This is a genomic window from Arcicella sp. GW458-12-2-14-TSB2, from assembly GCF_059423785.1.
On sequence record NZ_JBWKYN010000160.1, the window covers coordinates 1 to 13,947 of the forward strand.

The 13,947-nt window shown below is 35.7% G+C and carries 13 protein-coding genes; 7 read left to right on the plus strand and 6 right to left on the minus strand.

The genetic code is table 11. The features are described 5' to 3' along the window. Positions 1-48: 48 nt before the first annotated feature. A complete protein-coding gene (apaG, locus tag AC07XN_RS18960) occupies positions 49-435 on the plus strand; it encodes a Co2+/Mg2+ efflux facilitator ApaG/CorD (protein WP_309920139.1) in 387 nt (128 codons plus the stop codon). 64 nt (positions 436-499) lie between these two features. Continuing rightward, positions 500-1,273, plus strand: a complete 774-nt coding sequence (locus tag AC07XN_RS18965; RefSeq protein ID WP_309920142.1) for an O-methyltransferase — start codon at positions 500-502, stop codon at positions 1,271-1,273. Positions 1,274-1,430: 157 nt separating this feature from the next. Here AC07XN_RS18965 and AC07XN_RS18970 read toward each other — a convergent pair whose 3' ends face one another. Further along, positions 1,431-1,874, minus strand: coding sequence for a DUF4920 domain-containing protein (locus AC07XN_RS18970; RefSeq protein WP_494744182.1), 444 nt, complete (start codon positions 1,872-1,874; stop codon positions 1,431-1,433). Positions 1,875-1,941: 67 nt separating this feature from the next. Further along, positions 1,942-3,063 carry a lipid A deacylase gene (locus tag AC07XN_RS18975; protein ID WP_494744183.1) on the minus strand — a complete coding sequence of 374 codons (1,122 nt, stop codon included), beginning with the start codon at positions 3,061-3,063 and terminating at the stop codon, positions 1,942-1,944. Between the two features lie 196 nt (positions 3,064-3,259). On the opposite strand from AC07XN_RS18975, the gene recA reads away from it, so the two are divergent. Both recA and AC07XN_RS18985 read left to right on the plus strand, forming a co-directional pair. Continuing rightward, entirely contained in the window at positions 3,260-4,336 is a 1,077-nt protein-coding gene (gene recA, locus AC07XN_RS18980) for a recombinase RecA (protein WP_309920149.1), read from the plus strand. A 123-nt stretch (positions 4,337-4,459) separates the two neighbouring features. Beyond that, a complete protein-coding gene (locus AC07XN_RS18985; RefSeq protein ID WP_309920151.1) occupies positions 4,460-6,061 on the plus strand; it encodes a DUF3667 domain-containing protein in 1,602 nt (533 codons plus the stop codon). Between the two features lie 37 nt (positions 6,062-6,098). Here AC07XN_RS18985 and AC07XN_RS18990 read toward each other — a convergent pair whose 3' ends face one another. Then, the gene (locus tag AC07XN_RS18990) at positions 6,099-6,392 is read right to left on the minus strand and encodes a hypothetical protein (protein WP_309920154.1); all 294 of its coding nucleotides are present in this window, start codon (positions 6,390-6,392) and stop codon (positions 6,099-6,101) included. 125 nt (positions 6,393-6,517) lie between these two features. Further along, complete coding sequence (gene dnaA / locus AC07XN_RS18995; RefSeq protein ID WP_309920157.1) at positions 6,518-7,960, minus strand: chromosomal replication initiator protein DnaA; 1,443 nt, start codon at positions 7,958-7,960, stop codon at positions 6,518-6,520. Positions 7,961-8,277: 317 nt separating this feature from the next. Here dnaA and AC07XN_RS19000 point away from each other — a divergent pair, with 317 nt between their 5' ends. Continuing rightward, the gene (locus AC07XN_RS19000) at positions 8,278-9,669 is read left to right on the plus strand and encodes a methylmalonyl-CoA mutase family protein (protein ID WP_494744184.1); all 1,392 of its coding nucleotides are present in this window, start codon (positions 8,278-8,280) and stop codon (positions 9,667-9,669) included. Positions 9,670-9,684: 15 nt separating this feature from the next. Next, positions 9,685-11,817, plus strand: coding sequence for a methylmalonyl-CoA mutase (gene scpA / locus AC07XN_RS19005; protein WP_494744185.1), 2,133 nt, complete (start codon positions 9,685-9,687; stop codon positions 11,815-11,817). Here the strand turns inward: scpA and AC07XN_RS19010 are convergent, their stop codons facing one another. Both AC07XN_RS19010 and AC07XN_RS19015 read right to left on the minus strand, forming a co-directional pair. Then, positions 11,818-12,162: a translation initiation factor gene (locus AC07XN_RS19010; RefSeq protein WP_309920165.1), complete on the minus strand. Its 345-nt coding sequence runs from the start codon at positions 12,160-12,162 to the stop codon at positions 11,818-11,820. Then, a complete protein-coding gene (locus tag AC07XN_RS19015) occupies positions 12,155-13,021 on the minus strand; it encodes a diacylglycerol/lipid kinase family protein (protein ID WP_494744186.1) in 867 nt (288 codons plus the stop codon). Before AC07XN_RS19015 ends, AC07XN_RS19010 begins: the two co-directional genes overlap by 8 nt. Before the next feature lie 205 nt (positions 13,022-13,226). Here AC07XN_RS19015 and AC07XN_RS19020 point away from each other — a divergent pair, with 205 nt between their 5' ends. Then, complete coding sequence (locus tag AC07XN_RS19020; RefSeq protein ID WP_323249867.1) at positions 13,227-13,655, plus strand: YybH family protein; 429 nt, start codon at positions 13,227-13,229, stop codon at positions 13,653-13,655. Positions 13,656-13,947 lie beyond the last annotated feature (292 nt).

Below are 13,947 nucleotides of genomic sequence, written 5' to 3' on the forward strand. Positions count from 1 at the left end.
GTAATGTAATTTTCGGTAAAATATATTGTAAAAAAACTAATTAAAAAAATGGTCTCAGCTATCACAAATGGTGTAAAGGTAAGCGTTTTGACCCACTTTCAACCTGAATATTCTAATCCATTTCAAGGAAATTTTGTTTTTTCATATCATATCAAAATTCATAATGGAAGCGATTATACTGTAAAACTTTTGCGTCGTCATTGGTATATTCATGATGCTAACGGACTTGTGCGTGAGGTAGAGGGCGAAGGTGTAGTAGGGCAACAACCTACCTTAGAACCGGGTCAATCTTATGAATATACAAGTGGATGTAATTTAAACACTTCGCTTGGCAAAATGGCAGGTACTTATCAAATGGAGCGTATTTTTGATGGCAAATTTTTCAATGTTGTCATTCCTGACTTTACGATGGTTGCTCCTTTTAGAATGAATTAAAATACTGTATATCAGTAATCAAAACTCATAATTCACAATTTATAACTCATCAACCCTGTTAATTTTGTTTAAAAGATATTTTCAATATTTACTTGCTTCAAAAAACGAGCACGCTATTCATTCGCCCTTTGTTTTTCAACTTTACACACAAATTATTCTCGCAAAAAAGTTTAAGTCACCATATTTCACAGCTATTGAGGATTTGCGAAAACGTTTGTTGAAAAATGAAAGGGTTATTGAAATTACAGATTTTGGGGCAGGGTCTAAAATACACAAATCAACTTCTAGGCAAATCAAGCAAATTGCCAAAAGTGCTGAAAAGCCCTCAAAATTTGGCAAATTAATTTTCAGGCTTATTCAACATTTTGAGCCAAAGGTAATTTTCGATTTAGGAACTTCATTAGGTGTCACTACTGTGTATGAGTCTAAAGCGAAACAAGATGCTAAAATAGTTACGTTTGAGGGATGCCCAACTACCGCAAAAATTGCCCAAGAGAATTTCGATGCATTAGAAGCCAATAATATAGAAATTGTCGTGGGGAATTTGGATGAAACGCTAACGAAACAAATCGCAAAAATTGAGAGACTTGATTTTGCTTTCTTTGATGCCAATCATCGCTATGAACCCACTGTGAAGTATTTTGAAATATGTTTAGAAAAAGCCCACGAATCTTCGCTTTTTATATTTGATGACATCCATTGGTCAGAAGAAATGCAGGAAGCTTGGCAATATATCAAGGCACATCCGAGTGTGATGATTACAATTGACTTGTTTTTTATTGGTTTAGTCTTTTTCAGAAAAAACCAGCCTAAACAAGATTTTATATTAAGGTTCTAACAAAAAAAGTCTCTGAGAAAATTTTCTCAGAGACTTTTTTTGTTATTGAGTGATTTAGTGAATGAGCGATTTAGTGTTTATTTTTAAAAGCTTTGCATATCAATACTTTAAATTCAAAACTCACAATTCGCAACTCATCACTCACCACTCAAAACTCTTATTTTACAATTACCCCAGTAGCTACAAAGCCTAAAGCTTTTTCTGGTTTCTTGATTTTAGCAATTTCGTCTTTACTTTTTCCAGCATCTTCGGCATAGTGTTTCAAATCAATGACCGAAGTAGTTTTTACTTTAGCTGTTCCATCTATCACCACTGTTTTGCCAGCAATATCTTTGGGTACAAAAAAGCCGTAATCTTTAAAAGTCACACGCATTGTTTGTCCGTCGTCTAACTTTACTTTCATCCAACATCCTTTTGCTTGACAAACAGACTCTACAACACCCGACACTTTGACTGTAATCTGTTCATTATCATTCGCTTTCTTTAATAATTCAGCTGTTGATATAGCACCTTCTTCCGTAATTTCTTCTCCAAATTTACTTTGTGCATTAATGGTAAATGCTCCTGCCATTAATGATAATACAAGTATTAACTTTTTCATTTTCTTAGTTTTTATATGTGTTTAATGAATAGCACAAAATTAAAGAATAAAGTTTATTTTACTTTTACTATTTAAGTTTAAAACCTTGGCGATAGGTTAAAAATAAACCTTCGGAATGTTCAAAAGAATGATTGTTTAAATCCAGATAAGGCTCAAACCTGAATGTTAGCCATAGGTTATCAATCAGCTTCCAATCTTTCATAAACCTAAAGAATAATAGCTTACGTTCTTTTTCTAATTGATTGGGGTTTCTGTAAATTCTTCCAACAGACTGGTACAAATCTCCGCCCATTTCTGAACTATAACCATTTGACTGCCAATAGCTCAACATCAAATTCATCACCTTTGTTTCTGCTAATATATTCAAATAAATACCAGAGCCGTCTGAGAAGTACGGACTGTAACCCGAATTTTGACGATAACCTAACCAGTAGTTCTGTGTTTTTATACTTTGAATAAAACCGTTGGTTTTCAATTCAGCTTCTACGCCAAGAGCAACATTCGTATAGGTTACTACTTGATTGGTATCTTTATCGCTCGTTATTTGCCCACCATGATGTAATAAAGTCAATTGAACAGGAAGAGATAGGCTAAAGTTTTTTCGTTGAATTAAGCGCTTGTTCCAAGAAAATCCTGCAAAGATTTTCTCTTGAAAATCAGAGCCTTTATAAATCATTTGTTGCCAATCAATCCAGCTATCAAAAAAAGTCTTTGAAGTGCGTTTGGTGTATTGGATACCTAATTCTTGTCGGTTCAGAATCACCCGTTCAAAATTCATCATCGGTTCAACCAAATGATGATTTAGTTGTCCATCCAAATTGCCAAATAAAAACTGTGAAGAATCTTTTTGAACCCTGATAGTAAAAATTGGCTGAACTGCCGTGAATTTATCATTGCCAAAATCTTTCCAAGCATACACCCCAGCTTCTATGCTGACATTGGGTGCTGGTTGGTAAATAAGTTTGGGCGAAAATTGATTCCCAAAAAGCGTATAACCATCTGCAATTTTTCCAAAGTATTCATTATTCTTTAGAAAACTGAAGCTATTGAATTGAAAATAAAGCTGTTGATTTTTGGTGGAATCAATGTGCTGGAAAGTCTCCAAGCGAGTATTGTTTAACTGAGCAAAGGTATACTGAGCTGTAAACAAAAAGAGGGCTAAAGTTATTTGAAAAAATCGTCTGAACATTTGCTAGCAAAGTACTTTAAATTGCTGAAAAATTGGTAATTTCACCAATAAAAATTTTGAATTCGGGTATTGAGTTCTACTTATCAATGACACTAAAATCTTTTCATTGATTCCCTATGGCACGTTGTTTTTAATAAAATTTCAATGAGCAGCTTGATTTCCCGAATTAAAACCAAAATTTAACCTAAAATCCATCATGGCAAAACAACAAGCGGAGGCAACAAATCCTGCCAACGAAAAATTAAAAGCATTACAAACAACGCTTGAAAAATTAGACAAAGCTTACGGCAAAGGTACAGTAATGCGTTTGTCAGATAGTAAAGTACTTGATGTTCCTGTCATTTCAACAGGTTCATTAGGTCTAGATTTAGCCCTTGGTGTAGGGGGCGTACCACGTGGAAGAGTAATCGAAATCTACGGTCCAGAATCTTCAGGTAAAACTACCCTAACAATGCACTGTATTGCAGAAGCACAAAAAGCAGGTGGTTTGGCAGCTTTTATTGATGCTGAACATGCTTTTGACAAAGGATATGCTGAAAAATTAGGAATTGATACGGCTAATTTATTGATTTCACAGCCAGATAGCGGTGAACAAGCTTTAGAAATTGCTGAACAATTGATTTCATCAGGTGCGATTGATATTTGTGTGATTGACTCTGTGGCAGCCCTTGTTCCTAAGGCTGAACTTGAAGGCGATATGGGTGATTCTAAGATGGGTCTTCAAGCTCGTTTGATGTCTCAGGCTTTGCGTAAATTAACGGGTGTTATCAATAGAACTGGCTGTTGCTGTATTTTTATCAACCAATTGCGTGATAAAATCGGCGTAATGTTTGGTAGCCCTGAAACAACTACGGGGGGTAATGCCTTGAAATTCTATGCATCTGTACGTTTGGATATTCGTAGAATTGGTCAAATCAAAGATGGCGACAATGTAATCGGTAACCGTACTCGTGTGAAGGTTGTTAAAAACAAAGTAGCTCCTCCGTTCAAGGTAGTTGAGTTCGATATCATGTATGGCGAAGGTATTTCTAAGGCTGGTGAAGTATTAGATTTAGCCGTTGACATGGAAGTGGTAAAAAAATCAGGTTCATGGTTCAGTTATGGTACTAACCGCTTAGGTCAAGGACGTGACGGCGTGAAAGATATGTTGAAAGACAATCCAGATTTGTTAGAAGAACTTGAAAACAAAATCAAGGAAAAAATCAAAGGTGACGAGAAAGCCTTGCTTGATACGCTAGAACCCAACATTGCTGATGACGGCGAATTAGAATAATTTAGGCTTTTAGCAAAAACTAGATAGTTTTTTGCATTAAAAAGGTGAAAATCAAATGATTTTCACCTTTTTTTTATTACTTTCAAAAGAAAATCTAAATCTGGCTTTGTAATACCCATAAGAATGTCTGAACACAAAAAACGTAGGAAAGTAGAAATTTGTCATAATTGTCATACATTATTAAGACCTGAAGATAATTTTTGTCCAAATTGTGGTCAAGAAAACCATGATTTAAAAGTGCCTATCGGTCACTTATTATTTGAAGTAATCGAAGGGTTTACTCATCTCGACACTAAATTATTCAATACACTACGGTCTATTTTTCTTTATCCGGGTAAAATCACGAAAGATTTTCTTGAAGGACGCAGAGGACGCTACATTCCTCCTATCCGTCTGTATTTTCTAGCTTCTGCTGTGTTCTTTTTGTTCTTAGGCATTATGGCTGACGAAGCTATTGAACAAGGACAAAATGGTTCTTTGAATGGCTTTGTGGATAAAGTATCTACTACTAAAAGTAAAGAAGAAAAAGAAAATAAGAAAAAACTAAAAGAGGCTTCTCAAAAGCTAAAAGCCATTAAATCATCAAACGATACAAATGGATTGTATGAAGCACAACAAGATTATGAAGAAATAAAAAGTGATATTGAGGATTTAAAAGAACAAACGAACGAAATAAAAAAACAAACGAATGGTTGGATAGATTTTGTGGATCTTGATGCTGGTGAAATTTTAGATGAAATGAACATTCAGGAAGATGATACATTAAGAAAATTAATCAAGAACCTGCCTGAAACAAAACAACGCCAAAGGCTGATTGCGATTCAGAAACAAATCGTTTTAGATAGTATTAATACCGAAGAACTAACCGATGTAAGTAATGAAATGAGTGAATATTTTACTGAAACTATCGGTACAAAAAATCAGCTAAAATATACCTTGAGGCTACATTCCTTGAAGAATAATGCTGAAATACCCATCCATTATTTTCAAGATACTATTATCACGATTAAAGGAAGTGATGGAAACCTTGAAAACAAAGCTTATAAAGAAAGGCTTCTCAAGATGTCTGATAGAGAATTGGATAGTTTACTTGTCATCAGAGAGAAAAAAGGACATGAGATGAACATCATGGGGCTAAAACCACTTGAAAGAGGCTTTTTAAGAAATGTTACCCATTATGAATTAGCCTTTGAAAACGATGCTGAAGAGGCTATCCGAGAAATTACTCATTTTGGTATAGGGGTATTTTCGGTAATGATGTTTATCCTAATGCCTATTGTAGCTTATTTATTAAAAGTCATTTATAGTACCCGCACCCATAGCTTTTTTACTTATCCTTTCAGGATTTTACGTTACTTATGGGATTGGATTTTGTATCTGATTCGATTCAGAAAAACAAGAAAATATCAAGGAATACCACGCATAAATGAAGGGCATACACGCTATTATTATGAACACCTTATCTTTTCGATACACATTCATAGTGTGATGTTTCTGATGATTGTTATTTTTGTAGGAGGTGGTATATTTTTAGGTTATTGGCGACAGGCCCTTACAGCTACGATGTTTGGCTTTGCTCTCTATTTTATAGTAGCCTTGAAAGTAGTTTACCGGCAAAGAGTAGTGAAAACTATTTTCAAATCGTTTATCTTATTTTTCTTATACATTATTTCATTCTTCACTATTCTGAGTATTACTGGCGCTATCAAATTTGCATTATCATAAAAAATTAAAAGGGTTGAGTATCAAAAACTCAACCCTTTTAATTTTTCTTTTCTCTTACTACCCGTACTTTAAAAGGTGGGTTGTCAGAGGCATCTAATAGTCCGTTTACAATATTTTTAAGCTTCGCAAACAAACTTTTGGGTTTGGTTGTATCACCAGTATCTCTATAATCATTTAAGACAAACTTGATTTTCAGTTTCCCTTTCGGGTTATCTATCACCACGTTTGTATGTTTCAATGGCATAAGTTCAATTGGGTCAATATCTTCGGCAAAAGATTTCACACAAAATGTACTTATTAATAAGAGGGTAAAGAGTATCTTTTTTTTCATAAGATTATATTTGAAGAGCTGAATAGTAAAACAAAAATACGAGTTGAAAACAATTTTACAAGACACTACGCAAAAAAGCCCGAAGAAAAATTACTTTTATCTTCGGGCTTTTCTTGGTTTTATACCTAGTTTTTAACTCTTACTCGGTTGAAATATTTATATAATTTCTGCATGGTCTTCTCTACCTCCTTATCCGTCTCTAGCATAATGCTAATGGTTTGAACGGCATGGATTACCGTACTGTGGTCTCTACCTCCAAAATGATAACCGATTGACTTTAAAGGTAAATTGGTAAATTCCTTCATCAAATACATGGCAATTTGTCGAGGGAAAACCGTTTCTTTCTTGCGGCTTTTACTTTTCAAATCCGACATATTTACATCAAAATGGCTTGTTACAGCATCCAAAATAGAATCTACTGTCACTTCTTTTTCATTATCTACTACAATATTCTTGAGCGTAGTCCTAGCCAAATCCATGTCTATTTCCTTACGGTTCAGCGAAGCATGTGCCATTAATGAAACGATAACGCCTTCCATTTCACGGACGTTGGTATCGATACTATGAGCCAAGTATTCTATTACCTTATCTTCAATATAAATGCCGTCAGCTTGTAACTTCTTCTGTAAAATAGCAATCCTTGTTTCAAAATCAGGCTGTTGCACATCGGCCGTCAATCCCCATTTAAAACGTGATAACAAACGATCTTGCATACCAGCTAATTCTCTAGGAGCCCTATCAGACGACATGATGATTTGTTTACCCGACTGATGTAAATGGTTGAAAATATGAAAGAACGATTCTTGTGTTTTTTCTTTCCCTGCCAAAAACTGCACATCATCAATAATCAAACAATCTACCTGCATATAAAAATTTGTAAATGCTTGTAGCGTATTATTTTTAATGGCATTGATAAACTGATTACAGAATTTTTCAGAAGTAACGTATAGCACAAACTTATTGGTCTGTGTATTTTTGATATAATTACCAATCGCTTGAATCAAGTGTGTTTTACCAAGCCCTACACTTCCATATATCATTAATGGATTGAAAGACGTAACACCGGGTCTCTGTGCTACGGCTAAGCCCGCCGAACGCCCCAAACGATTACAGTCTCCTTCTACGAAATTATCGAAGGTATAATGTTCATTTAAATAAGAATCTAATTCTAACGAATCCAAATCTTTTAATTGAAATGGACTTTCATACAAAGTAGGTTCTGGTTTACGCTGAGCAGGAACTGGAACTGTTGGTTTTTGATTCGGAATATTATAAGCGATGGGTGGGTTTTTCTTGTCTCCTTTATCAACGATAATCGAGTATTCAAGCATTCCGTTTTTCCCTAAGGTATAATCTATCGCCTTACGAAGTACATGGATATAGTTTTCCTCAAGCCATTCATAGAAAAATTGGCTTGGTACCTGTATAGAAAGAGTTTGATTACTTACATTCAGGGGTATAATAGGTTCAAACCAAGTTTTAAAACTTTGTTCGTTGATATCATTATGTATAATCTCAAGGCACTTTGACCAAACTTGCCTTGCTTGAAGTTGAGATGTTGAATGCATAGTAAGCTATATTGGCGGCTCTTAGAAAAAGCACTTTATTAAATATTTGATTTTCAAACGATTAGCTATCTAACTGAAAATCTATATTTGATTCCCTCAAAAGGATGGCAAAATTAGTGAATTTTCTTGGAGAGAAAAATCAATTTCGTTTCATTCTCACTTAAAATAAATATTAATTTAATATGGAAGCCTTACATCATGGTAAAGTACAATAACACCAGCATATTTGGTAACTTTCCTTGTTTTTTTGTTTTGAAAAGTCAAAATTCATAAATTTCGTTAACTTTGAAAAGTCAAATATTTCAGAAAATAATTATATGGCGAATAAACTTTTTAATGAATTTCATGCTCATACAAAACAGCAATGGAAACAACAGGCCGTCAAAGAATTAAAAGGTAAAAACTTCGACGAAACAATGATTTGGGATATCGACAAAAATATTCACATAGAACCTTACTATGCTTCTGAAGATATTGACTTTCAATCCACAAAACACATACAACAAGCTCAAAATCAAAGAGTTAACTTCAATTGGCAGTATCGGGAAATGGTTAGATATACATCAGAAAAAGAGACTAATTCATTGATACTCAAACTATTAAAATCGGGTGTTGATTCTTTTCTGATTGACTTAAGCGACGTGTTACTTTCTGATGTTGAAATTAAGAAATTGTTACACAATTTCAAACTATCTGACACACCCTTTTTTTTTAAAGTAGAAAATCAAGCATTAAATTTAGTAAATGAGTTACAAAAGGTTGCACCCTATCAATTAAAAGGGGGCATCGTCAATAATCCTTTTGAAAGATGGATGTATACGGGCAATTGGGAGGAAAATCACTGGAAAAACACCGCAGAACTTCTTAGAAAAGTACAAGATTCTCCTCAATTTAAAGCCCTTAATATATCTAGTCATCATTACCATAATGCTGGTGCAAATGCTGTTCAGGAGCTGGCTTTCTCGTTAGCTCAAGCTATTGAAGTGCTTGATAAGCTTAGTCAAGAAGGGGTAGCGATACAAGATATTCTTAAAAATATTGAATTTTCCGTATCTGTAGGCACCAATTATTTTGTTGAAATTGCCAAGCTCAGGGCATTAAAATTCTTATGGAAAAAAATAGTAATAGAAGGTTATGACATTGATGCGTCTTTGACTAACTCGACTTCGTTTCATTGTCAAACATCTTCCTATTATCATGCGTCAATCACCCCACAAACCAATTTGTTAAGAACTACTACCGAAGCCATGTCTGCCATTATCGGTGGGTGCGATGCCATCAGCATATTGCCTTTTGATAGCGAAGAAGAAGACGCTGACGATTTTGGCGATAGAATAGCACGCAACATTTCTATTATATTGAAAGAAGAAAGTTATTTTGATAAGGTAATTGACCCTTCGGCAGGTAGTTATTTCATTGAGGTACTTACCAAAGAAATAGCCGATGAAGCATTTAAGCTCCTAAAAGAGGTAGAAGAAATGGGTGGCATTATGGAAGCTTTCAAAAAAGGATTTATTCAAGAGCAAATCAGCCTTGAACACCTGAAAAAACAAGAGGATTTAGCACAGCATAAGTACATAATGGTGGGTGTAAATAAATTTAGGTTTGATGAAAAGCCCTTTCAAAAAAAGGCAACGAGTTCGCCTAATTATGATAGTGATTTAGTCTTACTCCCGAATTTACATCTATCAGCCATTTTTGAAGTATAGTAACGAAGCAAAGCCATGAGACCAAATCTATCAAAAATATCGTTGGAGAATCAAAGTCAGGATGAAGAAAAGACGAGTACTATTTCTACGCAGAAGTGGCGGTCGTCAGAAGGTATTTTTATCAAACCTTACTTTGATGCTGAAGATGTGAAAGAGGCCGAACACCTTGGTTTTGGCGCAGGCTTATCTCCTTTTTTGAGAGGGCCGTATGCTACGATGTACACTCAACAACCTTGGACAATCCGCCAATATGCTGGTTTTTCTACGGCTGAGGAATCAAATGCTTTCTATCGCAAGAATTTAGCAGCAGGACAAAAAGGGCTATCTGTAGCTTTTGATTTAGCTACTCACCGTGGCTATGATTCAGACCATCCAAGAGTGACGGGGGATGTCGGCAAAGCTGGTGTAGCCATCGATTCTGTGGAAGATATGAAAATACTCTTCAATCAGATTCCCTTAGACGAAATGTCTGTTTCGATGACCATGAACGGGGCTGTTTTACCGATTATGGCATTTTATATCGTAGCGGCCGAAGAACAAGGCGTATCGCCAGAAAAACTGTCTGGCACTATTCAGAATGACATTTTAAAGGAATTTATGGTGCGGAATACCTACATTTATCCGCCTATTCCTTCTATGCGTATCATTGCCGATATTTTTGCTTATACCGCTAAAAATATGCCTAAATTCAACTCTATCTCTATATCCGGCTATCATATGCAAGAGGCTGGTGCTACGGCAGATTTAGAATTGGCTTATACCTTAGCAGATGGACTAGAATATTTAAAAACTGGCATCCAAGCGGGCTTAGACATTGACAATTTTGCCCCAAGATTATCGTTCTTTTGGGCGATAGGCATGAATCATTTTATGGAAATCGCTAAAATGCGTGCTGGCAGACTGCTGTGGGCAAAAATAGTCAAGAAATTTAATCCTAAGAATGATAAATCTTTGATGCTCAGAACACACTGCCAAACCTCTGGTTGGTCGCTTACTGAGCAAGACCCTTTCAATAATGTAGCACGTACTTGTATTGAAGCCATGGCAGCCACGTTGGGGCATACACAAAGTTTGCATACTAATTCACTAGACGAAGCCATCGCATTGCCGACTGATTTCTCAGCAAGAATAGCCCGTAATACGCAGTTATACATTCAACAAGAAACCAATATTACGAAAGTAATAGACCCTTGGGGAGGTTCTTATTATGTTGAATACCTCACGCAAGAGTTGGCTCAAAAAGCTTGGAAACTTATTGAAGAGGTAGAGGAATTGGGCGGGATGGCCAAAGCCATTGAAACGGGCTTACCCAAAATGAGGATTGAAGAAGCCGCCGCTAGAAAGCAAGCAAGGATTGACGCAGGAAAGGATGTTATTGTGGGTGTGAATCGTTTTAAAATTGAAACAGAAACCAAACTGGAAGTAAGAGATGTAGATAATCAGGCGGTGAGGCTTTCACAAATTGAAAGGTTAAACCAGATTAAAGCCACCAGAAATACCTTAGCTGTTAAGGATGCCTTAGAAAAATTAACTGATTCGGCTAAAACTGGAGAGGGAAATTTATTACAATTAGCTATCGAAGCGGCTCGTTTAAGGGCGACATTAGGGGAAATTTCAGATGCGTTAGAAGTAGTATTTAGCAGACATAAAGCCATTATTCGCTCTATTTCAGGAGTATATTCAGCAGAAGTGACAGACGACGAAAACTTTAGAATAGCCAGAGAAATGGCCAACGAATTTGCCAAGATGGATGGCAGGCGACCAAGAATAATGGTGGCTAAAATGGGACAGGATGGGCATGACCGTGGGGCAAAAGTAATAGCAACTAGTTTTGCCGACCTTGGTTTTGATGTAGATATTACGCCACTTTTTCAAACGCCTGAGGAAGTAGCCAAACAAGCCATCGAGAACGATGTGCATATTGTAGGCGCTTCTAGCTTAGCAGCAGGCCATAAAACGCTGATTCCTGCCTTGATTGAAGCATTGAAAAAATATGGCCGTGAAGATATAATGGTGATTGCGGGTGGCGTAATTCCTGCTCAGGATTATCAATTCTTGTATGATGCTGGCGTATCTGGCGTTTTTGGCCCTGGTACGGTTATCTCTATTGCTGCTCAGAAAATCTTGAAAGATTTAATGGAGGGCTAATCACCCTCCTACTTTTTTAGCTTTATATCCTGACGTAGTCAAGAATGTTAATATCTTGTCTCTAAAATCTCCCTGTATCAAAATCTCGCCGTCTTTGGCAGAACCTCCACAGCCACAAAGGTTCTTGAGTTTTTTAGATAATACTTCTAGGTCATCATCTTTGCCAACAAAGCCCGAAATTAGCGTTACTTGTTTTCCAGCACGTGCTTTTTTGTCTAACTGGACTTTTAGATTTTGCTGATTGGGTGCTAAAGTTTCAACTTCTGCATCATTTTCAAAGGCAAAATCAAAATCTGGATTGGTAGAAAATACTACTCCAACTGGTATTTTTTTATTTTTAGACATAACCAATTACTTTTAAAGCTTTGGGTTTCAACGTAATTTTCAACACATTAGTAGATAACTGCAAGGGTTCTCCGTCATAATGAATCAATAAATTTTCATCTGCCTTCAAGATAAATTCTGTGTCAGATGCCGTTTCAATATACCTTGAGTTCGGTAGCGTTCCTCTGAATAAACGTACACCAATGATTGGCGCAGCACCAAAAGGAAAGGGTTTTAAAACAACCATTTCAATTAAACCATCATCAATTTTAGATTTTGGCGAAATCAAAGCATTATTACCATATTGAGTTGCATTGGCAAAAGTAACCGAAAAAGCATTTTTAATGGCTGTACTTTCTTTCGATTCTAAATGATACGATTCAGCTTTGTATGTTCTAAAGGATTTCAAAGACATCTTTGCATAGGTCTTTAGCCCACGCGAATCTTGCTGCGCAAATTCATTGGCTACATACGCATCAAAGCCTACTCCTGCCGTACAAAAAAAAGGAATCTCATTCAAAAAGCATACATCTATGGCAGACAAATGGGCTGAAAGAGCAAAATTAATAGCCTTTTCTATCTTTAATGGAATTTTTAAATGCCTAGCCAAACCATTACCTGAACCAATCGGTACAATACCTAAAGCCGTATGCGAGCCTACCAAGCCACGTGCTACTTCGTTTACAGTGCCATCTCCACCAACAGCTATTACTTTAACAATTCCTTCTTTAACTGCTTGTTGGGCAATTTCAGTAGCATGCCCACTATAGTCAGTAAAAAACAACTTTGTATTTGCCTGTTTTCCTACTAAACTAGTAATCTTATTTTTTTGTGCGGGCGTAGTAGTCCCCGACTTAGGATTCATCACAAACCAAACCATATCAGCTAAAAAAGATAAACATCAATATTATCATAATGATGAATGATAAATACATCATTCCGTCAACTAAATAATAATCTTTGTATTTTTCGTAAAATTCTTTGAATTTCATAAGGAAGCAAACTCTTCATCAAGAGTGTTTAAACATATGCTTATATTTGAATATCATTTTAATATCTATTCAAATTTACACAAAAATTAAGGGATGAAAAAATTACTCTTACTTTCATTAACATTCATATCACTGAATGTGTTCGCTCAGACGGGCAAAGACAAGGAAATAATCTTAAACATTTTGGATGCTCAGACAAAAGCATGGAACAATGGCGATGTTGAAAACTTCATGCATGGCTACTGGGTTTCAGATTCATTAATGTACATCGGCAAAAGTGGCGTTAAATATGGCTACAAAGCAACCTTAGAAAGTTACCGTAAAAACTACCCCGATAAAGCCACGATGGGGCAATTGAAATTTGATATTATCAAGGTGAATTTTATTGCGAAAGATGCCTGTTTTGTAGTAGGAAAATGGCATTTAACTCGCCCTGAAAAAGGAGATATTGGCGGACATTATACCTTGCTTTGGCGCAAGATAAAAGGAGAATGGGTAATTGTTGCTGATCATTCATCTTAAAAGCTATGAGCTTTGAGCAATGAGCTTAAAGCATTTAAGGCTTATAATTTGAAAGGCTATCACGATGGCGGACTGTTTACCAATCACTATTTACCAATTACTATTTACTAATTATCAATCACTATTTCTATACGCAATTACCTATTCAAATGACCTATCATTTAATATTGGAGATAATTTGTCGTAATTTTGCCTTTGAAGCTGTTTAAACTTTCCTTTTCGGGTTAAATTAAGTCTTTTAGAATAGCTTGTTCCAAAATTTACTCAACGTAGCGATGCTATGCTTCCTAAA